This is a genomic window from Lysinibacillus sp. NPDC048646 (genome assembly GCF_050272295.1).
Taxonomy (GTDB): Bacteria; Bacillota; Bacilli; order Bacillales_A; family Planococcaceae; genus Lysinibacillus.
Genome location: NZ_JBNNLZ010000034.1, coordinates 18,567 through 39,742 on the forward strand (window position 1 = coordinate 18,567; position 21,176 = coordinate 39,742).

General features: G+C 35.0%; 18 protein-coding genes and 5 pseudogenes. 5 read left to right on the forward strand and 18 right to left on the reverse strand.

Annotated features, from left to right (window positions below; translation table 11 throughout):
• Window positions 1-87: 87 nt before the first annotated feature.
• The 4 genes and pseudogenes from ACQKII_RS22655 to ACQKII_RS22670 all read right to left on the reverse strand — a co-directional run bounded on the left by ACQKII_RS22655 (window position 88) and on the right by ACQKII_RS22670 (window position 4,755).
• Window positions 88-1,749, reverse strand: coding sequence for a M28 family peptidase (locus tag ACQKII_RS22655; RefSeq protein ID WP_427462707.1), 1,662 nt, complete (start codon window positions 1,747-1,749; stop codon window positions 88-90).
• Between the two features lie 843 nt (window positions 1,750-2,592).
• Entirely contained in the window at window positions 2,593-4,188 is a 1,596-nt protein-coding gene (gene tnpC, locus ACQKII_RS22660; RefSeq protein WP_427462708.1) for an IS66 family transposase, read from the reverse strand.
• Between the two features lie 24 nt (window positions 4,189-4,212).
• Window positions 4,213-4,507 (reverse strand): annotated as a pseudogene (tnpB, locus tag ACQKII_RS22665) (IS66 family insertion sequence element accessory protein TnpB).
• Between the two features lie 53 nt (window positions 4,508-4,560).
• On the reverse strand, window positions 4,561-4,755 hold the full coding sequence (locus tag ACQKII_RS22670) for a hypothetical protein (RefSeq protein ID WP_427462709.1): 195 nt from the start codon (window positions 4,753-4,755) through the stop codon (window positions 4,561-4,563).
• Between the two features lie 808 nt (window positions 4,756-5,563).
• Here ACQKII_RS22670 and ACQKII_RS22675 point away from each other — a divergent pair.
• The gene (locus ACQKII_RS22675; RefSeq protein ID WP_427462710.1) at window positions 5,564-5,809 is read left to right on the forward strand and encodes a hypothetical protein; all 246 of its coding nucleotides are present in this window, start codon (window positions 5,564-5,566) and stop codon (window positions 5,807-5,809) included.
• 37 nt (window positions 5,810-5,846) lie between these two features.
• Here ACQKII_RS22675 and ACQKII_RS22680 read toward each other — a convergent pair whose 3' ends face one another.
• From ACQKII_RS22680 to ACQKII_RS22695, 4 genes and pseudogenes are all read right to left on the reverse strand, one after another.
• Window positions 5,847-6,626 carry a TIGR02452 family protein gene (locus ACQKII_RS22680; RefSeq protein ID WP_427462711.1) on the reverse strand — a complete coding sequence of 260 codons (780 nt, stop codon included), beginning with the start codon at window positions 6,624-6,626 and terminating at the stop codon, window positions 5,847-5,849.
• A gap of 405 nt (window positions 6,627-7,031) precedes the next feature.
• Complete coding sequence (gene ant(9) / locus ACQKII_RS22685; protein ID WP_427462712.1) at window positions 7,032-7,835, reverse strand: aminoglycoside nucleotidyltransferase ANT(9); 804 nt, start codon at window positions 7,833-7,835, stop codon at window positions 7,032-7,034.
• Window positions 7,836-8,061: 226 nt separating this feature from the next.
• On the reverse strand, window positions 8,062-8,805 hold the full coding sequence (locus tag ACQKII_RS22690) for a GNAT family N-acetyltransferase (RefSeq protein WP_427462713.1): 744 nt from the start codon (window positions 8,803-8,805) through the stop codon (window positions 8,062-8,064).
• Window positions 8,806-9,240: 435 nt separating this feature from the next.
• Window positions 9,241-9,387 (reverse strand): annotated as a pseudogene (locus ACQKII_RS22695) (FAD-binding protein); the annotation flags it as partial.
• 517 nt (window positions 9,388-9,904) lie between these two features.
• Between ACQKII_RS22695 and ACQKII_RS22700 the strand changes: the two are divergent.
• Window positions 9,905-10,421, forward strand: a pseudogene (locus tag ACQKII_RS22700) (GrpB family protein).
• A 187-nt stretch (window positions 10,422-10,608) separates the two neighbouring features.
• A complete protein-coding gene (catA, locus tag ACQKII_RS22705; protein WP_427462714.1) occupies window positions 10,609-11,262 on the forward strand; it encodes a type A chloramphenicol O-acetyltransferase in 654 nt (217 codons plus the stop codon).
• Between the two features lie 126 nt (window positions 11,263-11,388).
• Here the strand turns inward: catA and ACQKII_RS22710 are convergent, their stop codons facing one another.
• The 7 genes and pseudogenes from ACQKII_RS22710 to ACQKII_RS22740 all read right to left on the reverse strand — a co-directional run.
• On the reverse strand, window positions 11,389-12,483 hold the full coding sequence (locus ACQKII_RS22710; RefSeq protein ID WP_427462715.1) for a DUF418 domain-containing protein: 1,095 nt from the start codon (window positions 12,481-12,483) through the stop codon (window positions 11,389-11,391).
• 1,095 nt (window positions 12,484-13,578) lie between these two features.
• The gene (locus ACQKII_RS22715) at window positions 13,579-14,397 is read right to left on the reverse strand and encodes a CPBP family intramembrane glutamic endopeptidase (RefSeq protein WP_427462716.1); all 819 of its coding nucleotides are present in this window, start codon (window positions 14,395-14,397) and stop codon (window positions 13,579-13,581) included.
• Between the two features lie 190 nt (window positions 14,398-14,587).
• A complete protein-coding gene (locus ACQKII_RS22720; protein ID WP_427462717.1) occupies window positions 14,588-15,382 on the reverse strand; it encodes a MerR family transcriptional regulator in 795 nt (264 codons plus the stop codon).
• A 167-nt stretch (window positions 15,383-15,549) separates the two neighbouring features.
• Window positions 15,550-15,852, reverse strand: a complete 303-nt coding sequence (locus ACQKII_RS22725; protein ID WP_427462718.1) for a GNAT family N-acetyltransferase — start codon at window positions 15,850-15,852, stop codon at window positions 15,550-15,552.
• Window positions 15,853-16,610: 758 nt separating this feature from the next.
• Window positions 16,611-16,955: a MerR family transcriptional regulator gene (locus ACQKII_RS22730; RefSeq protein WP_427462719.1), complete on the reverse strand. Its 345-nt coding sequence runs from the start codon at window positions 16,953-16,955 to the stop codon at window positions 16,611-16,613.
• A gap of 44 nt (window positions 16,956-16,999) precedes the next feature.
• The gene (locus ACQKII_RS22735; protein ID WP_427462720.1) at window positions 17,000-17,509 is read right to left on the reverse strand and encodes a GNAT family N-acetyltransferase; all 510 of its coding nucleotides are present in this window, start codon (window positions 17,507-17,509) and stop codon (window positions 17,000-17,002) included.
• Between the two features lie 167 nt (window positions 17,510-17,676).
• Window positions 17,677-17,967, reverse strand: a pseudogene (locus ACQKII_RS22740) (serine hydrolase); the annotation flags it as partial.
• A gap of 393 nt (window positions 17,968-18,360) precedes the next feature.
• On the opposite strand from ACQKII_RS22740, the gene ACQKII_RS22745 reads away from it, so the two are divergent.
• Window positions 18,361-18,993 carry a TetR/AcrR family transcriptional regulator gene (locus ACQKII_RS22745; RefSeq protein WP_427462721.1) on the forward strand — a complete coding sequence of 211 codons (633 nt, stop codon included), beginning with the start codon at window positions 18,361-18,363 and terminating at the stop codon, window positions 18,991-18,993.
• Between the two features lie 510 nt (window positions 18,994-19,503).
• Here ACQKII_RS22745 and ACQKII_RS22750 read toward each other — a convergent pair.
• Together ACQKII_RS22750 and ACQKII_RS22755 are read right to left on the reverse strand one after the other, a co-directional pair.
• Window positions 19,504-19,587: a hypothetical protein gene (locus ACQKII_RS22750; protein ID WP_427462729.1), complete on the reverse strand. Its 84-nt coding sequence runs from the start codon at window positions 19,585-19,587 to the stop codon at window positions 19,504-19,506.
• A 3-nt stretch (window positions 19,588-19,590) separates the two neighbouring features.
• Window positions 19,591-19,812 carry a hypothetical protein gene (locus ACQKII_RS22755; protein ID WP_427462722.1) on the reverse strand — a complete coding sequence of 74 codons (222 nt, stop codon included), beginning with the start codon at window positions 19,810-19,812 and terminating at the stop codon, window positions 19,591-19,593.
• Window positions 19,813-20,116: 304 nt separating this feature from the next.
• On the opposite strand from ACQKII_RS22755, the gene ACQKII_RS22760 reads away from it, so the two are divergent.
• Window positions 20,117-20,743 carry a GNAT family N-acetyltransferase gene (locus tag ACQKII_RS22760; RefSeq protein ID WP_427462723.1) on the forward strand — a complete coding sequence of 209 codons (627 nt, stop codon included), beginning with the start codon at window positions 20,117-20,119 and terminating at the stop codon, window positions 20,741-20,743.
• Between the two features lie 128 nt (window positions 20,744-20,871).
• On the opposite strand, the pseudogene ACQKII_RS22765 reads toward ACQKII_RS22760, so the two are convergent.
• Window positions 20,872-21,175 (reverse strand): annotated as a pseudogene (locus ACQKII_RS22765) (SDR family NAD(P)-dependent oxidoreductase); the annotation flags it as partial.
• Window position 21,176: the final 1 nt, after the last annotated feature.

A 21,176-nucleotide genomic window follows, 5' to 3' on the forward strand; every position in this document is an offset into this window, starting at 1 on the left:
ATGAATTCCGATACCCCTCCTGCATGTCAGAAAAGAATAAGGAGAAAAACGAAATCGGTTTTCTCCTCATTTTTATTTAAAACTCGGCTATGCTTCACGATCATTTGTCATTAACCAATTCACGATTCCTATTATAGGGAGTGTAATGAATGCCATTAGAATGGCTATTATAGGTGCTATACTAATTGTTTTTGCCACATAGATCATATACATAATTGGCGCAAGTAATAAAATACTTGAAATTGTCCATCCTGCAACTGCTACATAATGATAACGAGCCTTCGCCCAATTTACTTTTAATATAATTGGAAAAATCAGCAGCAAACTAATTATCGCTGGAATCGTGAATGCGAAACTAATACCTTTGAAAGTAAGACTTGCAATCACAGCCAATACAATCCATAAAACTTGCGAGCTCATGGCGAAATTCGCATTACCGCATTTTTTCGAAATCCACTTCGCAAAAAAGATACAGAACACAATAGCGAGTAAGACCATCAACGTAAGAATCAACGGATCATAGGTGCCAAATATAACTATGTCATCTTCATCTATTTCAACATTAAATACAATTGTTAATAGACGAATTAGAAGGTAATAGAAAACAAAGATGGAAACAAGACTACCAATGATCGCTAATAAACTAAGAGCAAATCCTTTCATTTGTGTCACTTTCTTTTTAAAGCTAAAGAAGAATATGGCGCCTGTTAAGACAAGTAAAAAAATCATCAATGGAATTACTAACTTTTCAGAGTACACAACTAATGTTTTTTTCATTAATGGAAAGTAGATCGCATTACCTTTACTTTCTTCTAAAGCTTGAAACTCTTTTTCTTCCATCATCATAAACTTTTTCACTAAAGGAAGGGCATAATCACCAAAGTGACGAATCGTTTCCTCATCACTATTCTCTACACGATCTATCTCTGCATGATATGCCTCTAAACCACCCATATTTGCAAAGTTATACCCTAATTTTTTTGTTACTTTTAATTCGGTAAAATCTGTATCATTCGGCATCTTTTTATACATTTCAGAAGCAAAGGAGTATGCTACAGGGTATGGAACAGTCTCCTTATATAATTGCGCCAACTTTAAATCATTTGAACTCGTTTCAAACATAATCGGCACCCCTGTATTACCTCTTGCTTCGAAGTTTAGCATAACACGTACTTCGTCTAAAATATCCGTTCGATCTTGTAAAGCACTCGCTCCGAGTAAACCTTGCTCTTCACCGTCTGTTAGCACAAAATAAATTGTATTTTTAGGTGCCGGCATTTGTTTTAAAGCTCTTGCTGCCTCCATAATTGTGACAACGCCATAACCATCATCAGATGCTCCAGGAGTTTCTATTTCAGAATCATAATGAGCTGTTAATAAAATTGCATTATCATCACCGGATGTCCCTTGGATTTTTGCAATAATATTTTCAACGTTCTCTGCACCTATTTCTATAGCATATTCCCCACCACTTATATCCTTCACTGGCTTCGATTGAATTTCAACAGGAATATCTATATTTTGAAAGTGTTTGACAATATAATCTCTTACCTTTTTATTCGCAGAAGAGCCTATTGGATGCGGTTCCTTTGCTACTTCTTTTAAATAATTAAGAGCTCGATCCGATGAAAAATCCTGTTCTGTTTCCCCCACTTCTTCTTGAGAAGGACTTAAAAATTGACTAAAACTTATAAAAAAAGTTAACGATGCGAGTAATATCGCAAAAATAATTAATTTTCTTTTTTTCATCTATTTCTCTCCCTATTCTTTTCTACTTACTTAAAACTGAATTTCAGAGCTAGCTAGACATATCATATGTTTATATTTGAATTTCTTTCTCATCATCCAATTCCACTCTAAAAAATAATTGGCTTACCAAACAAATATAACCGAACGGTCAGTTAAATTGTACTTAAAACTAACCAATCGGTCAAGTATTTAATTTTATTATAATGAAAAAAATGTTACACCGTTCTGTTAGGAGGTACGTTAATGATAGATGGAAGGAAAAAAAAGGGAAATGAAACAAAAGAGGCATGACTAATTGCTACTATATCTTTAATAGTAGAATGATATAGAAGCGCTATGTCATGATGAAACAATGATTAAAGGTGGTTTCGGAAGAAAGTTGAATGCGGATTTGGTAATTAGATGTAGGAATGATTGGTTGGATATCGTTAAGAGTAAAAGACAATAAGTTCCAATCCCTACCACACCAATCTATGATGATTTAGAATTTTGAATTTGATGATAATAAAACATTTAATTATTACTCATAATGAGCAAATCACCAAACATTTATGTCCATCTAATAAAGTGGTAGTTGCTTTCCAATCCTGCACTCGCTTTCCACGGTGAGCGTCAAGCCTCCTCGTCGTTCATTCTTCACTCCTGCGGGGTCTTGACTGTCTCGCTTTCCCGTAGGAGTCTCGCGCTTGCGCTCCAAGCAACTACTAAGTTATTAAAGGAGACAGGATTCTAGCAATGGATGTACATTCGTAAGCCCGAATTATAAAAAAATAGGCGCACCTTTTCGGTACGCATCACGAATAGCCGTATATCATTGATTTTTTTATCAGATATACGGCTATTTTATTTTCCACATGCAGCTTGGATGTTTTTTGACCAAGGCATGTACTGATTTAAAATTTCTAGGTTTCGGTGGATATCCAGATTCGGTAAATCCGTCATTAACTTCATCAGGTATTGATAGAAGTCCACACCATTTGCTTTGGCCGTTTCTGCGATGCTCAAGCAGATGGCGTTTGCTTTTGCACCTGCTTCACTGACAGAGAAAAGCCAATTTTTTCTCCCTATGACGTTGGGACGAATGGCATTTTCAGCTGGATTATTATCGATTTCAATACGCCCATCATTCAAGAATGCTTTTAGACCATTCACTCGATTGAGTGTGTATTCCGCAGCCTTTGCAAGCGCATTTTTTCCGTAGAACGGCGATTTTTCAACCCAATCCAGAAATTTTTCAACGATTGGCTCCGAAAGCTTTTTACGTTGTTTTCGACGTTTCCCTGGAGGCAGGTGCTTAAACTTACGTTCAAGTCGATATAAATCATCGCAATATTTTACGCCGATTTGCCCGTTTTTACTATCCGCCTTCAACCAATAACGACGAACATGTGCCCAACAATTGGCGAAGGTTACACCTTCTAGTTTGCCGTAAGCAGAATAACCATCACAAACAATTGTGCCAGTATAACCTTTCGTAAAATCTTCAAGGACAGACCGAGCTCGTGATAACGAACTCTGAAATAGAATAATCGTGGGACCTTGGCTCGGCACACTTCGGTAAACCCAATTATAGGCATTCGATTGACCGGACTTTCCATCCGAACGCTTAAGTATTTGTGCATATGTTTCATCGACATGTAAAACAGATTTCGCCATCATGATTAATTTCATTTGTTCGTAAACAGGTAATAACCAATCCCCTGCTGCGCGAATGACCCAGTTTGAAAGGTTTTTATCATTCGTATGTAAGCCATGACGTTCCCATTCCTTTACCTGACGGTAAAGAGGTAAGTATTGGACAAATTTATCATAGATAAGTTTTGCCAGAACACTTGGACCTGCAATACTACGTTGAATGGCAGGTTGTGGCGCTTTCCCGCGTTTAATCTGCGCTTTTTGGTATGAACTGCTTTTGCAGCTTTTACATTCGTAAGCATGTTCAACGTGTTGAACTTTCATCATCGTTGCGGGAATGAATTCCGCTTCTTCACGTGCGATAGTTGAGCCAATTTCACTCATTTGTCCATGGCAACAGTCGCACTTCGTACTTTCTGGATGATGGTGAATCGTTTCTATTTCTAGGCCATCACGAAGTGAATCATTGCGCTTTTTCTTATGTATTTTACGTACAACTGTATAGTAAATTATGTGAGTGCTTTGTTCTTCTGTGTGCTCAGAATCACTAAAAGACGGATCATCATCAAATAATGATCCTTGCCCGTCTGGTGCAGTGTATTTTGATTTCTCGGTTTTCGATCCGTATAAAAGTTTTGTTAAATAGCGTACTTGTTCAGTTAGCGCTTCAATCTGTTTAGATAAGTCTTTGTTTTGTTGCTTCATATAATCAAGCTGTTCTTCAAGAAGTTTAATTACTTTCTCATTGTTAGAAGAAGAGTTCACTAAAACATTCACCACTTTCCGTTCGTATAAGATTTTCATATTATACCATTTAAGAAAGTGAATTTAGAATACACCTTTTGGTGTTTTTTGAATTGCCTTTGGCTGCTGTAGCGATAAACCTTCTAGAAGCCAGCGAAGCTCTTGTTGCGAAAGGTTCCGTACTTCATTTTCAGCTTTCGGCCATTGGAGTTTTCCGCCGTCTAAGCGTTTATAAAGTAGGGCGAACCCATCCCCATCAAAATACAAACATTTGTATCGATCTACTCAGACCACAAAACAGGAAAACCGAATCGCTGTAGGGATCAAGTTCGAAAGAATCTTGAATCAGTGTAGCTAAGCCATCAATGCCTTTTCGCATATCCGTCTTTCCACAAACGATGTAGATATTTTTTACGCTAGTAAAATCGTGTTTCACAGAAGTTTCAACTCCCTCATCACGCTTTGAATAATGTGCTCATCTACGCCATTATAGAAGGAAATTTCCACCGTTGCTGTTTTAATCGTACATGTATTAATGCGGGGATCTTCTGTTGAGTTGACTACAGAGGGATTTTTAAGTTCGGGATATAATGTGACGGGGATAATTGTTAATTTTTGCTGTGGCATATGAAAGGCACCTCCTTTAATTGATACCTTTATAGTACCGGGAGGTGCTGCGTGTTTATATGCGTTATTTGAATACGGGCTTACGTACATTCTATTAAAGAGTACATTAATTGGAGTTGGCTTTTTGATTAGATTGGAGTGGAGACTGGGCGACTCCTGGAGGATCACAATAAAGGAACGAAGGCTAAAAGCGTCACGTTCTGTGACAATTTATCTGTGCGAAAGCGAAGCGACAGCAGCACACGCCTTCGTGACCAACATCCTGTAGCTGACGCTTCGCTTTCGCTACATAAAACATCTGTTGCCCCGAAGCGGCTCATCAGACGCCCCCCGGAAAGCGCCCAGCCAGAACGGAAATCCCCCACTATATGATGATGAATCCCCTTTACAACAGATTGGGGATTTTTAGGTTGTGATTTTGCTCATATCGAGTTATTATCAAAAATTAGAAATTACTTGTAGTGATGATGTGTTTACAGAAGCTATTGAAAAGTTTTTTGATTTATCTGAACGTGAATAAAAAATTCTAACTAAAATATTAAAAGATTACGAGAAAAATTATGAGGCAAATGTATCGAAAATTATAAGAAAAGATTCGGAGTATATTAAGGAAATTCAAAATTTAACAGACGATGGATTTATATTATTTCATAGAGATTGAACAAATTAAGTATGGATTTGGAAGGATTTATTATTGACCCAAGTGATGATATTGCTCTTGCAGTAAACTATAAAGATGGATGGTCATTAACTTTAGATTCTGAAATCATAAAAAGTATTTTGATAGACATTAATTAAGATAAGCTACATGTATTTACCAGGGCTTTCAGGGATTTTACTAGCAATTACGCCCATTGTCTCCCAACTTGTTGATGCGAAAAGAGCCGTACAACAAGGCTTATATGTCGCCATTGTAATCGTAATTATTATTTTTATCTTATTAATAACTGGCATTGACAGGATTCTTGGCATTATGCAGCTTGAAGTGACATTCCCTTCTGTCCAAACAGGTATACCATCTTTTTCTGCCTTTTGCTCGGTAAATTGCAAATAACTACACCTTCCATAAATATTTTTAAAGGTATAAGAATTTAAATTCTTATACCTTTAAAAATATTATATAAATTATTATCTCTATAAACGCTAAATACTACTTTTTTAAAACGGTTTTTATATTTAGAATCATTTAAAACTTTTTCAAAATAATTTTTTACTTTATATCCACTATTACCAAATACACCACATCCAAAAGCTCCTAAAATTAATACTTCAATTTCATTTTTAATAGCAATTTCTACAATGTTTTCAATTCGTATAATCATTTCCATGTCTACTTTACTAAGTAAGTCATTTTGTTTCTTATCTTTTATATCACCTAAATTAACTGCCGCACAAGTAATTACATCAGCTGTAACCATTCCATTCATAAGATTACCTGAATTATCTAATACAAAGTTTACACCTTTACTATAGATTAAATCATTGTCATACAATCCATTTGTACGATGCTTTGGATTCTTATAGAACTCGTCTACATTTTTTAAATATAAATACAAGTCACTTGCTCTACATAAAGATTCTTCTTGAGCAGTTGCTCCAGTTAAAAAACCACCTCCGGGTTTTTTAGCACTTGCAAAGTTTAAAACTCCTACCTTACCTTCGTTTTTATTAATTTCTTTTATAACAGTTTCTACTACATCCTTATTACATACTTCTAATTTAGTTTTTAAATTTGTAATATTAACTTCTCTAGTTTCTTTTATTTTATTCAAAACGTCACTACTGTAATAATTTACAGAACGTTCTTTTTTGATTGTATCAGAAATTTTTAATATCTCTTCCGCAATTTTTATATTTCTTTGTTTACTCAAAGTAATTTCTCTTTTCTAAGGTTTTATTTTATTAAAAACATATTTAAATTCAAGTTAAAATTTCTTCGATAAGCATTTTATTTCCTTTAATTGATTGTAAAAGAAATTGCTTGTTATTTTTTTGTAGCAATTAATTGATGTACTAGTGCCTCATATAACTTTATGAAGATACAAAAACTATATTTATCTACTAAGATCATACATCAATATTCGAATAGCCCAAGTGTAACTTCAAAATAAGATTGATCAAAAACACCACGCCGACCCCATTTTACGTTAAATAAAATGAACCCGTTTTAAAAAAAGATTGATCAAAACGGGTTCATTCTTTGTGAAGCACTATACAATTTTTATAAAAAAGTTTGATTATTTTCTATTTATGTTGTTCAATTAAAGCGCCCCTTATTAACATCTCTTTTCCGGGGGAATGCTAAGACAGGCTTCTATAGAGTTTTTCATATGATTAACGAGTGCTGTCACCTCGGAGTCCATTCCTTCCCACTTATCAACGTACTCTCCTCTATAGGCTTTTCTGGCTAAATCGAGTAAAGTCGCATGTTCTTTAGATAACCGAGGTATAACCCATTCTGCAGCCACATCTTTTGGAGAGATTTCACCAACAACCACTGTCAGCCACATTCGAGCCAGCGTTAAAATTACATTGCGTTCATCACCTCGGATACCCTCAGCTAATCCTGACAAAGACTCCATAATCGCTCTTCGAATATCTGTCATCGGCACAGGATCAAGTATATTTGATGCATCAGGACCAAATAGAGAAACGCTATTCTTTCTTGCTTGTGCTAAAACAATAGCCAAATCTGGGTCATAGGTTGGTTTCTGGATTTGTCCTTCCTCAAACTCATTCCTGAGCCACTCACCATAGATAAATTCATTTTTTGGTGGATATCGCCAGGGTACAACATCGCTATGGTTTATAACTGTGACTTCAAGTGGTCGCACAGAATCTGTATTTCCTATCTTTCCAGATATAAGCATTAGTCTGTCTATTAGTTTTCTTCGAGTTACTTCAGGTAAACTATGGTTTACGACCACTAGGACATCTACATCACTGTTAATGCGTAAACCACCAATTACTGCAGAACCAAACAGATATACCCCGACTATCGAACTTCCAAGCAACTCCTCTACGATTTTCAATGCTTGCATCGCCTGCTTTGGTATTTTTTCGTTACTCAAATCGCTCATCAACTACAAACTCCTCTCCTCTGATTTTGTTTGCATAATGTACGTTTATATTGATTTCATTGGTATTCAATTAAATGACCTATTACTGAACAAAAAAACACTTAGATTTAGACTGAACGAATCTATTCCCTTAAATAAAAACCGATTTTTTATTGAAAGAGTGGACGTAGCAAATAACCCGCCACTCTTTTTAAATCAACTTTTTTAATTTGTATGTGTCCCAATCCTACTCGGTCTCTCCGACAGTGCAGTCAGGGGAAATCACATCCCACTTTCCAAACAGCGTCAAACCAGCTGCTTTAGCTAAGAATGTAGAAGCCTCGTTATCGAGCTGGCATCTATACTGTGGTTCGTATCCCTGCTCAAAGGCATACTTGCAGATTGAACGTACCACTTTGCGAGCATGACCTTTTCCTCTAAAAGATGACAAAGTCAGTACGCCGAGATCCGCAATTTGCGCATCTTCTTCCCAAGGATACATGCTAGCAGCGCAGACCAGGCGATTTTGCTCAAAAGAGCCGAATACAGCCCAATGATCCAACTCTACATAAGCGTCATCCAAGTCTTGTTCCGAGGCCGAGGATTCAAACTCTGAGAATACCGCATCATCCTGCTCTGTTAATGGGCGCCATGTCCCTTCCTGGTTTTCTTGTAGCAAGACGTTCTTTTCTGCTTCCGAAAAATAAAAAAGATAATCCGCGCCATGCAGTGTGACTCCTGCTTCATTTAATTTCTGGCGAAAGACCAGCTCAGACAGTTCTTGTCGTTGAGAAAGGTCTAACTTTTCTGCCATCTCAGGCGTCAGAACTGCCATTACCCGGCCATCAGAGGTTTCCAGCACCATGATCCGACTGTCCTCGTTCAGGTCAGGGTTGATGGTGACAGTAAAGTCTTTATCGCTGTAGATGATATCTCCGTTCAAAAATTGTGACTTCCAATAGTCAGTTATCATTTGTGAAAATAAAAGCATACTTCTTACCTCCTATAATTGAAATTCTAATTAAAAATACCATATTTTATCTATTAATCTCTAACATTTCATCTTCTTTCCGCAGTTTCCATCAACTTTTCGATATTACAGGCTTGGATTTCAATCTGAGGGCTAAAGTTACTAGTGGGACTACTGTCATCGCATACGCAGGAATAATTTTCCAACGCATACCTTCTATAACCGCATGCAGCTATATAATGATGACGAAAATTCCAAAACCAATAAGCAACTGACGCTGCGATTTGTTCTTAGCGAATATGCACCAAGCAAATAGAAAAATATTGAAAACAATCAGCAACATTTCAAAAAACCTCATAATTCTATGCTGCTCATGATTGACAAACTAAATCATACATACTTCTGTTGGGGCAGATTCAAGCCTTGGCTGACCAAAATTAAAATGACAAGACTCCTTTTTGGAATATAGCCGTAAGACGCATGAGTAACGGCATTTCTGGTTCGATTGTTGTCAATTATAGCCACGCTTCTTCTTGTCCAAGTATGAGGGCTGCATTCAACCCAAGCCAGTCCTCCACCAATAACGGCACATTCGTAAATCAAGATACTCAAACTAATCGAACGGTCAAATAAATTGTAATTAAAACTAACCAATTGGTCAAGTGTTTAAATTGTGATATACCGTATGCCAGATGTAGAAATGATGTATCAAGGAATCAAATTGTATTGACAACTTTTACAAAATTGACAACGAAATTACAAAATATATTCAAACACATCAAAATCTACCTCACTATGAAGTCATACAAAACCTACTGCATCTTTTCCCACATTATGCTTTAGGGGATTCTCAATATTTAGAATTAATTAAAGCAACGCCAAAAAAATAAAGAGTGAAAGTGACTTACTCCCCCTCCCCTTTATGTTTGAATAATAGTGGTGAAGAGTTACAACATAAATTTTCACCACTCACTTTTACGTACGAAAACATATACGTCAGCGTTTAGAATTTAATATTCTTTGTTTTCAAAAAGTATCATTGACAATACAATAGATTTTTTATAGTCAGTAACAATGTACAAAATTTGCTAAATAAACATCAAAGGATGGGGTGTATTGAATGATTATAAAAGTTGTAGATTATAATCAGAATTGGAGCAGCTACTATCAAAAAGAGGAACATTCTATTAAAACTATTCTTCAAGAAGAATTGGTGAAAAGCTTTCATATCGGAAGTACATCGGTTCAGGGTCTAAAAGCAAAACCAATTATTGATATTTTACTAGTAGTCAATAATATTGATAAATTGGCGTCATTTTCTAAGCAATTTCAAGATAACGGATACGAAGTTATGGGGGAATTCGGGATAACTGGAAAGGTATTTCCGTAAAGGTGGAGATCATCGCACACACCAAATTCACGCTTTTCAATATGACAACATTGAAGAAATTGAAAGACATTTAGCATTTAGAGATTACCTTCGAGAGCATCCTGAAGTATGTGGGAAGTATGGGGAAGTAAAGAGCCAGCTTGCCAAACAGTTTCCTAATGATATTGATGGATATGGTGACGGCAAGGACGAGTTTGTCAAAAATATTGAAAAAGACGCTATTAAATGGTATTGGACTGTCCGCTAATGTTAATGCTCTTTTAGTGACTGTCCTTGAAAGCCTTCTTTACTATAAAAAGTATATAGGTTTGAATGACAAAAAATTTGATATAATTCGTTTATCAGACAAATCATATAAAGGGTGTAATGAATGAAAAAAGCAGTGAAAATAGCCTCCTAAATAAAATTTAATAATACTTAGGAGGCATATAATAATGATTTTTAATAAAATTGATCGAAAGAACTGGCATCGACACGAATATTTTGAGCATTATATTACCCAACAAACAACATTTAGTATGACGTCAGAAATAGATATTAGCATTCTGTATAAAAACATAAAAAATAATAATTTTAAGTTTTATCCAACGTTCATCTATATGGTGACAAAAGCTGTCAACACAAATATTGCATTTAGAACGTGTTTTAATAGCCAAGGTGAATTAGGTTATTGGGAAAAATTAAATCCAAGTTACACGATTTTTAATGAGGAATCTGAAACATTTTCGAGCATTTGGACAGAAACATCAGATGACTTTCAACAGTTCCATCATGATTACGAAATTGATTTAAAGAATTATAACGGTCAGATAGGTTTATTTCCCAAATCCCCTATTCCTGAAAATACTTTTCCCATATCAATGATTCCATGGAGTTCATTTACTGGTTTTAATCTCAACATTAATAACGAAGATAACTTCCTTTTACCGATTATCACTGCAGGTAAATTTGTGCAGAAGGGAAATGCTATATTTCTTCCTGTTTCTTTACAAATTCACCACGCTGTTTGTGATGGTTATCATGCAGGGTTATTCATGAATTACCTTCAGCGTTTTGCCGATGAATCTAATGATTGGTTATTAGATTGAATATTTCCCACTAAAACCTGCTCTTTTTATAGAAACGCGTTCCTCCTTATTACAGGAACGCTTTTTAGATAAAAATTTTTATAATCTCCCCTTATGTAACAAAACTTCACTTCCACTACTAAAATATTAATTTGTTATTTTTCTCATAACCCATTCAATTGGCCCTCTTTTAAATTTTCTACTCCATAGAACGGAAAATAAAATACTCGCCACAAAAAACAGTATAGTGAATATTAGTGAAAATGCTAACGTTTGGTTTTCTAATCTATTTAATAACATCAATATACCAATACCGATGAATACATGACTTACATAGTGTGTTAATGTTAATTGACCTGTTTTAATAAGTGATTTTGTAAACCAATGTCCAGCGAACTTTTCAGCGATATAAATAGAAGCAATGATGACAATTATCGCTGAAGAGGAATTTGATAAAACATATAAAATGTTTGGTGGGATTGGCCCAGTTTGAAACAGGTATTCTGCACTTTCTACGTCTAATACCGACAGAGATAGTCGCATTAATACTTTTGAAAGTATCTCTATTGTTGCGAGTAAAAATAAAGAAATAAACAACATTTTGTTTCTTACAGCTTTCTTTGATAAATCAAGTCTACCAAGAATCATTCCAATTAAAAAGAAGCAGATCCAAGGAAGTGCCGGATGATACCCATTAAACAAAAGATTTCTCAGAAAACCTTCTATTGTCCAAAAATCAAGATATTCCATAAACGGTTGTGCAGGATCCCATCCTTTCAGATAATTCATTGTCACTAGTAAAATTTGCGAAATTATTAAAATAGTACTAGATAATATAATCATAAGCTTTGTAGAAGATACTATTAGAAATGATGCAATCAGCATATAAACACCATAATAATGTAGTATATCTCCTGTCCAACCTACCACATATAAAAGTAAACCTATAATAAATAGAAAGGCTGCACGTTTCCTTAAACTCGTTCTATTTTCTCTAATAATAGAATGAGTACCCCCATTTCTAGCTTTTCTTGTCATTAAAGCAACGCCGATACCCGCCAACATGACAAAAGTGGCTGACGCTCTTCCTTCAAAAAGGCCAGTAAACCAAATGATCCAATCCGGTCCATTTTCTGCTGCTCCCATAATAATTTTAAAGTTCACAATAAGCATTCCAAACATAGCCAAAGCTCTAGCGAAATCTAGCCCTTCAATACGTTTAGATTGTAACTGTTTGGTCATAATTCATCCTCCATAAGTACACTATTTATAGCTTCTTTCCATATTCCTCTATAATCTAATTGAAACCCAGTTAATATAAAGTTACTAATATTATCAATAACCATCACAACATATGTGCTTTCAATTCTATATTCTTATTTTCAACTACACCCATTTTTACTCCATAATTGACTAAGTCATAATTGTTTTTTAAAAATCTATTTTTCATTTAGTCGATTTAGATACTTTTCATTTCGAGTAGCTAATAATATATATTCATTAAAGATTTTATTAAAGTATTCATCATGCTCCCGCTCCTCTATTATTTGATAACATAAATTGTTTAAAGTCCTCAGCATTTATATTTTCCAGCGTAAAAGTAATTCTAGTTCAATTTTTTTACAAATTTCTTCAAAAATCACATCCATTAACTTTTGTTTAGAATAAATAGCCGGCTTCGTCATTCCTCCTTCTTTAGCAATCATGGATAAACTTGTTTTTTCAAAACCATTTTTAGAAAACCTTATACGCTGTCGCAACTCTAAAATTGTACATGTCTATTTTAGAGCTCATTTTTCCCACCACTCCTTTTTACCGACCGGTAAGTAAATAATAATTGATTCTTTTACCAAAATCAAGATTTTAGCACTCTTTTTGAAAGCTATAGAATATTATATAAATCAGATACTTTGTGCTTAACGTTTTCGTTGGATGATAAAAATGGGGTGAGGAAAGGATAAAAATTAAAAAATAGATCCAAGTAAACAGGCATCCATTTGTTAAGGTACGTGTTCACTTGGATAATTTGGTGTAGTAAGATGAATTGGAAAAAGTAATTTAGCGGCAACTGAGATCAAAATATAGTTGTTAACGGTTGATAATTTGTTGACCAGAATCAAATTGGGACACCTTTTTATAGACATTATAGATTTTTTATATCTATATAAAGTATTGATGAAACCATGATATGTCAGAAACCTATACGTTTTTTATTATTGCGCCCTTCATAATACATCACAACCATAAACTATAGGGTTAACCCAATGTCAAACCAAAACTTTATTTGTTTAAAATTTATCAAGTGTGTCTCCGAATTCCACAAATTTACCCATTTGTTCAGCAATAATAAATGTTTGTATCTTTCTTTCCATACAATACTTTCTTTGGATTTATAATGATGATTAATACTGCTACTACTAAATAAAATATTGCGTTATACATGATTAAATCGATTAAGTTTCCGTTTATTACACCAATAAAAAAATTAAAGAATTGGTGGATGATGATTGGGATGATTAAATTCTGATTTAAGTTATAAAATGCTGTCATGACAATCTTAGTGGACATGAGTGAAATCATAAAGAATAGTATATATTTGATTAAATCAATACCCACAAACCCTGTAGTAAACCATATGGGTAGATGCCACATGCCCCACCAAAATCCGATGATGATCGAAGCTTTTAATGGCGAATGCTTCTTTTGAAGCTCGATTTGAGCGAAGCCTCTCCACCCTATTTCTTCTCCTAGCGGCCCAGAAAGAAGGTTTTTAAAAAAGAAATAGATCAGCATTCCCCATGAAGAAATAGTAAAAATAGAGTCTACTTCACTATTTTTAGATACGAGAAACAAAATCATCAAAAATATGAAGGCTTGAATCATAGTCACAGTAAGAATCACAGAAAATTTAAGTTTATTCTTGAATTTATCTTTTACAAATTGGATAAAATTCTCCCCAGGATAGATTTTTTTAAATAGTATTGCAAAAGCAACGGTTGAGGACCAAGCTGATGCACAGAACATTACGTCAAAGACCCTTGCAGGAAATCCTAACATGCTTATGGCTCCTACAAGACAAAAAAGTGGCAAAAAAATGATATTGGTTAGTAAAATAAAACTTGCTACTGGTTTTTTTAATTTCTTTTCTCTATTCATGCACAATCCCCGCTTCAAACTAAGTATTTCGCAAATATAATAACGCTCATATTTACGAATACCTTCAGCTTAAACCTAGGGGTTACTCACAGGTCAATACATGCCTACATTATTGTATCTCGCATTAACGGGCAGTAAGACTCCCACCTAAAAATTTAGCGAAAGAAGGTAGGAGATCAACTGCCCCCGCTCACTTTATAGGTGCATAAATTTCTAAAAATACACGTTCAAGTCCTTCTTCATAAGTGGTAAGTAATAGATTTATGTAAACTAGCCCCAAAAGTTCATACCCTTTTTCTATTGCTACTTTTCTTAAACTAGCTTCCACGTTATGATCAATATTTTTTCCACCAGTGGACCATCTTCCATCTTCAATAACGGTATACATACATTTTGGATGAGATAGAATTTCACCTTCAATTTCTTTATGAAAGTCTGCTACTTTTCTTACAATGATAAACTTATCTTCCAGAATACCTGTGTCATTGAATCTTATGACTCTTCTTAAAGAGGTGAGAGTAACTGCTTTTTTCAAGCTGTCCGTGTTCTCTTTAAGCGTTTCATATTCATCATACGCAGTGAAATGTTCTATTTCTCCTTTTATTTCTAAAGGCTTCATTTCTTTTACTATGTATTTCCCTAAGAATTGTTTAATTTTTTTGCAATCTTCTTTTACGATCTGAAGCTTTTTTAAAAGAAGCTTTTTATATTCTATTTCCTCTAAAACCTCTTGTTCTTTCTCTTCTAATAATGATTTTATTCCCTCTATACTCTTACTTTTTCTTAATTCCTGGATTTTTTTAATTTCAATATCCATTTCTCTATAGAAATTTACTGTGGTTATATCATATATATCAAAATGATTATATTTTCTATACCCATTCTCAATGTTTTGTTTAGGTTTTACTAATTCTTTTTCTTCATAAAATTTTAAAGTATCTCTAGATACACCTAAAAATTTAGCTACTTGTCCAATTGTGTACATTATATTCTCCTTTATCATTGCTATATATATTCTTTATGACATCTGCTGAAAGAAGTTAAATCAACACTTGAAAAACAGCGTCCAAAGGTACAAAGCAAAATTGGGCGCTGTATACTTTAACTGCCTGCAGAAAACATCACAAAGATTAGGATTTTAAAGAAACATATTTATTTTATCTTCATCACCATATAATACCATTCCTTTTCATTGAATAGAAAATGCCAGACGATACTATTCTTTTGTAAATGAGTATAGAATGAAAATTTCTCGTATAAATCCTTTGCTCTTGAATTTTTACCTGAAACGTGCAAACTTAACCTATCAAGGTTTGGCTCTGCTTGTACAAAATCCTGCGCCCACTGCATTAGCAGCTTTCCTACTCCTTTGCTTCGATGTTCTGGATAGACAACAACGTCGGCAATATAGCATTCTCCGTTCTCTGGTTTATAGTCAAATGAAAAAAATGCCAATATAAAAACACCTTCAAAATTCTCTTGAAGGTGTTTTAAATTTGTCTTATTAAGATGGAGATTTTGCATCTAAGCTAATATAATTTAAAGCAACACTGTGAAGCTCATTATGTCCAAAAATTTCTTGCTTTAAATTAATGTCACTACTTGAATTTTCTTACAATTTGTTCTTAATCTCTGAAAATGTTTGCTCAATTATTCTCAGTTCATCCGCAAGCAGGGCATGTGTCTCTTTAGAAGAGAGGCCAAAAATCATTTTAGCGTACTTTGTCTGCTTAAAATCAGGCATCGTATTACATACGATATGTCCATTTAATTTTAAGTTTAAATCTAGTGTATAACTAACGCTAGCTTCAAACTGAACTGATTCCGTCCAATTAAGTCGAACAATCTCAGCCTTTCTTAACATCTTTTTGTTAATCAGATAAATGGCTTTGTTCGTAAACAGCGCCTTATTTTTACTTAAATAGAAAGGAACCTCATCTTCACTGAAATCAATACCTAATTTTTGTACTGCAGACTAAAAAGAGACCCCACCTGTTTGCATATCATATTGCGCTGTTTCAAAACTTTTGATTGGAGCATTCTCTAAATAAAGGCCCAAATCATGATCTATAACGTCATGCCGAGATCCGCAATTTGCGTATCTTCTTCCCAAGGATACATGCTGGCAGCACAGTCCAAGCGGTTTTGCTCAAAAGAGCTGAACACCGTCCAGTGATCCAACTCCACATGGTTTCCTTACTCCACAAAACGCGTCATTTTACCCTATTTATCTGATTTTTCGGATCAATAAAGTTTTTCATTTCCTCGATAACACGATAATATTCAATTATTTTTTCATACAATTCAGCAATCTTCTGTTCATATTTGTCTTTAATTGTTGCAGAATCCATATCCAGTACATTTTTTATCTCATCGATTGAGAAATGGTATTTACGCAATAATTTTATTTTATTAGCGATTGCAATATCATCGTCCGTATAATATCGATAGCCATTCGTTTCATCTTTTTTTGGCTTTAATAAAGCCTTCTCATCATAATACCTTAACATTCTTTGTGATATTTTATTAATACTCGAAAATTCCCCGATTTTATACAACCAAAGCGCCTCCTTTGATTGAACCGTTTAGCTCAATAAAGATGTTAATCCTTAACCTTATATACATTTGTATACAAGATTCCTCTATAAAGCATAAATTCTTCGTCCGTTAGAAGTTGGGGATAACTCATCATCTTAAGCGGTAAATTATCCTGCCCTTTCTGAAGAGGAGGCTGCACATAGTCGAAATGATTGAGGTGAAAACCCCGTCGCTCATAAAAGCCTATTCTCCGTTGCGCCATTTCTGTGTCAGGATGTTCAACCTCCAAAAGAATAGGCTTTCTTGACTCTTCGATATACGCTGCCATTATTTTTCCACCAATGCCACTTCCACGCGTGGATGGATCAACAGCAATATGCTCTACAAATCGGAAAAATGGAAATTCCCATGCAGCTAAAAAAGCAACGATTTGGTTATGGTTATCCGTTTCAGTAATGACACGGTAATACGGATCGGCCAGCAGCTCCTTCTGTCCAGCATAAGTTCTACGCTCACTTTCTGGAAATGAAGCTTGCATAAGTGCGAAAATTTTATCAAACTGTCTTTCGTTCATAATCACATTTCTCCTTTATCTAAGTTACTTATCATGATAAGTGAAACTTAAGGTTTCTTTCTCCCCACTGATTATTAGTCTCCACCAATCGGGCTTTTACGGGCATGTCCCATAAATATTTGCGAGAATCGTACTATATCTTCTGCCGTGGAATAAACCCCTTCAGCGGGAGTATCCAAATCGATTTTTCCTTCGTCTACCAATTTCATGACGGCCGTGGTCCCAAATACTTTGCTGACCGAACCGATACCGTACAATGTTTCCTTGGTCAGCAGCTTATCGTTCTTACCCGTCTGGCCGGATATAGTGATCTTTCCATTGTCAACCAACGCATACTGAACGCTAGTTGTACGGTGGATTTGAGTAGCAACGCTCTCGGCCGCGGTTTTCCCCAGTTGCGACTCTTGGCTGTCCACAAGGGCGGCGCCGACAGCCATTGCTTCGGTTGGTGCAATCATAGTCAATGCAATTGTAGCGGATAGCACCCAAGAAAGCTTTTTTTCATATAAATATCCATATATATTGTTATTGCCTTTAAGAACGTGTGAAAATCCTTTTCTGTTTTCCCTACTTCCTCTTTAGAAGGCTTAAAAATTGACTAAAGCTTATAAAAAACGTCAACAATGCGAGTACCCTCGCAAGAATAAGTAACTTCCCCTTTTTCTTTTATCCCTCTCCTTTCCTTTTATCAAAAGCTAAATTTCATAAAACTTAAAAACAGCTGGTACACTAACTCAAAACTAACCGGTCGGTCGATGATATATTACTAAAAACTAACTAATCGGTCAATAATTTTGTTTCATGCTATAATAACTGAAAGAAATGTGACAACCATACTAGGAGGAACGGTAATGATAGATAGTAGAGAAAAAAAGGGGAATAGAACAAAAGAAGCTTTATTACACGCTACAATCACTTTAATAGCAGAAAATGGTTTAGAAGCATTAAGTGCTAACAGCATAGCAAAGAAGGCAAATGTTAGTAAAGCAAGCGTGTTTCATCACTTTGGTTCTATGGAGACGATTCAACAAGAAGCTTTTATTTTTGCTGATGTGCTAATGAATGAAGCGCTGGAACAAATTTATCAGGAAGCGAATGAAACGGATTCTTTTGCGGATATTATGCTCAAATATTTTCTCTTTTTCATTGAAGAAAAAAATAAAGATTACTTAAATTTAATTAATACTCAAATGCAATTTGTAGTAAAGTCTTCATATGATACGGAGTTTGACGAGCTTATTTATGGTAAAGATAGCGAAAAAACACCGTTTGATTTCTTTGAGATTTTAGTGGGTGATTTTTATGGCGATACATTAGACGCGAATGACTTGGAGTTAGTAAATGATTTATTAATAATTTATATTAATGGTTTTGCAACATTTCTTATCTCTAACGCAGACATGGAATGGCTTGTTTCGTTATGGAAAGAAAATATTAAAATGATTGAAATCTATATCCAATCATTAATCGAATCAAATTCATGATACATCATCTAAAAAAGTAAAAATCCAACTTCGAATATCAGACTTAATCGGTGACGTTTGGTTTTTCATAGTCGTCATATGCTGTTTCATGTCCCGGATTATTATTGTTAGCGAAAAGCTGGACAGCTAGCAAGAGCGCCAGCAAGACCATAACGAACCCGGCGCAACCAAGATTGGCTATGAATATAAATTCTTGTCCATTTCGGCTAACGATATATATGTTTTTGGCCTTAGCTTTGGACAAGAGCTTATATCGTTAAAGAACAAAAACGCAAACGCGTCTTTAAACATGACCCAAGTATGATTTATTTACTTGGGTCTGTTTTCGCTTCAAACATTTGTCCCAAACAATAAGGATACTCCAGTGACACAGCTTCCCCTTCTTGTCCACCATAAATTCATCAATCACATAATTTTGATCGCCTGTATCCAAAAAGAGAGCCTCAAATAAGAGGCTCCTGAATGAAGGCAAAATTAAAAGGAGTAAGTCCAGATTTCGATTTCTTCTAATCAACCTGTCTGCTTAACTTCATCAAGGGCTAGTAGCAAGGCTTTACGCCCGATACCTTTATTTTGATAGTTTTGATCCACCATAAATCACCAATTTGATATTCTTCTTTTTGTTTCAGGTACCCACATAAAAAATCCGACAGGCTTGCCGTCTAAACAAATTGCGGGTGTTTGATAGGAGGGGTTGAATTTGGACTCAACGAGTGACCACGTATTTTCTGCTACATAATCATACTGGTTTTCAGCTACTGATAGGTCACAAACATCCTCATAATTATTTTTATCTACATTGGTAAGCGTTATATTCATTTAATAGGAGTAAGTCCAGAAAGAAAAGTTGAAAAATAAAACTAAAGAAATAAGAGAATTTTTTACTAAATTCCTCTTTGGTGTATTTGCCGCTCTTGACATTAGGTCTGACCTAAGCTGTATCGTTAAGATATTCCAAGTCTCATCCCTAGAAGTGGAAATGATGCGAGTATGCTGTTAATCGGTGTTATGTCATAACAGGACTTTTAATCTTCTTAAAAATTCTATTTAGTCCAATCAAGCTACACTATGAACCGTTATCCTTCATTAAACCTATTTTAAATTCTGAAAGGGGACATCGAATATGTCGGTAGCACCAATAACAATTGAACCTATGCTAGCTAAGTATAATTTGCAGGTCAGCCAATTGCTAGTTCATGGGTTTCGCGGGAAATTCCAATCCCTTACAAATATGAATGATGATGATTTATCACTTTTGTTCAAACAGCTTTTTGAACATTTTCCCTCTGAACCAGCAAGTCAAAGAATGGTCGCCCTACAAAATGGTGAAGTTATCGGTACGATATCTATCAAATGGAAGTCCGAAGCTGACATGAAACAAAAGCGAAGGATTCCTTCGTTGAAGAGTTTCAAGAAGTTTGGAAAGTGGAAACTGTTTAAAATGCTAATCGGGTTAAATTTATTAGAATATAAACCACATGCTAGAGAATGTTATATTACAGACGTTTCTGTTCATCCAGACCATAGAAGCAAGGGGGTTGGAAAGCTGTTATTGCAGTGGGCAAAGAATTTTGCTCGAACTAATCTACAGTCAGATGAGTTGAGTTTGCACGTCGTAGGTAGTAACCCCCGTGCTAAACATCTTTACGAGCTCATATCATTCAAGACTCAATCAGAAAAGAAAAGCTTCGTGCGGCAACTTTTATTCAATGAATCAAAATGGTATTATATGGCCTCAAAATTATCATGATATGTAATTTTTAAAGGAGCTAACCGCGAAATAATCACCTAAAATCATTGTAAATAGTTTGCCCCTTATTACAATAGCTCGCATTTCGAACAGAATCGATTAAAATGCGAGCTGTATTTTTTACTGAATCATACGTTCAAGTCTGTAATGGCAGGAATATTTATTTCCTTTACACATGAAACAGGCGATAAATTAATCACACATTGACAATGGGCACAATGTCTTGCACAGGAATACGTGCTTTTCTGCCCCTCCTTCATAAGGTACTTCAGCAGCTAGCTCTCCTGGATTAATACACGTTACAGTAATCTTATCTTTTCTTACATGCTCACGTAGGGCATTTGTTATGCCACGTAAGCTAAATTTAGATGTAATAAATGAAACTTGTGCATTATTCGTATAACCTAAACCAGCTGTTGAACCAATTAATATA

Bases quoted from the DNA above. Each gene is read 5' to 3' on its own strand.
- tnpC (WP_427462708.1), bottom strand. From the start codon at position 4,188: ATGAAAATCTTATACGAACGGAAAGTGGTGAATGTTTTAGTGAACTCT.
- ACQKII_RS22755 (WP_427462722.1), bottom strand. From the start codon at position 19,812: ATGAATATAACGCTTACCAATGTAGATAAAAATAATTATGAGGATGTT.
- ACQKII_RS22720 (WP_427462717.1), bottom strand. From the start codon at position 15,382: ATGTACACAATTGGACAAGTAGCTAAATTTTTAGGTGTATCTAGAGAT.
- ACQKII_RS22675 (WP_427462710.1), top strand. From the start codon at position 5,564: ATGTATTTACCAGGGCTTTCAGGGATTTTACTAGCAATTACGCCCATT.
- ACQKII_RS22670 (WP_427462709.1), bottom strand. From the start codon at position 4,755: ATGCCACAGCAAAAATTAACAATTATCCCCGTCACATTATATCCCGAA.
- ACQKII_RS22735 (WP_427462720.1), bottom strand. From the start codon at position 17,509: ATGAACGAAAGACAGTTTGATAAAATTTTCGCACTTATGCAAGCTTCA.
- ACQKII_RS22710 (WP_427462715.1), bottom strand. From the start codon at position 12,483: ATGACCAAACAGTTACAATCTAAACGTATTGAAGGGCTAGATTTCGCT.
- ACQKII_RS22715 (WP_427462716.1), bottom strand. From the start codon at position 14,397: ATGAATAGAGAAAAGAAATTAAAAAAACCAGTAGCAAGTTTTATTTTA.
- ACQKII_RS22690 (WP_427462713.1), bottom strand. From the start codon at position 8,805: ATGCTTTTATTTTCACAAATGATAACTGACTATTGGAAGTCACAATTT.
- ACQKII_RS22655 (WP_427462707.1), bottom strand. From the start codon at position 1,749: ATGAAAAAAAGAAAATTAATTATTTTTGCGATATTACTCGCATCGTTA.
- ACQKII_RS22750 (WP_427462729.1), bottom strand. From the start codon at position 19,587: ATGGTGGATCAAAACTATCAAAATAAAGGTATCGGGCGTAAAGCCTTG.
- ACQKII_RS22745 (WP_427462721.1), top strand. From the start codon at position 18,361: ATGATAGATAGTAGAGAAAAAAAGGGGAATAGAACAAAAGAAGCTTTA.
- ACQKII_RS22760 (WP_427462723.1), top strand. From the start codon at position 20,117: ATGTCGGTAGCACCAATAACAATTGAACCTATGCTAGCTAAGTATAAT.
- catA (WP_427462714.1), top strand. From the start codon at position 10,609: ATGATTTTTAATAAAATTGATCGAAAGAACTGGCATCGACACGAATAT.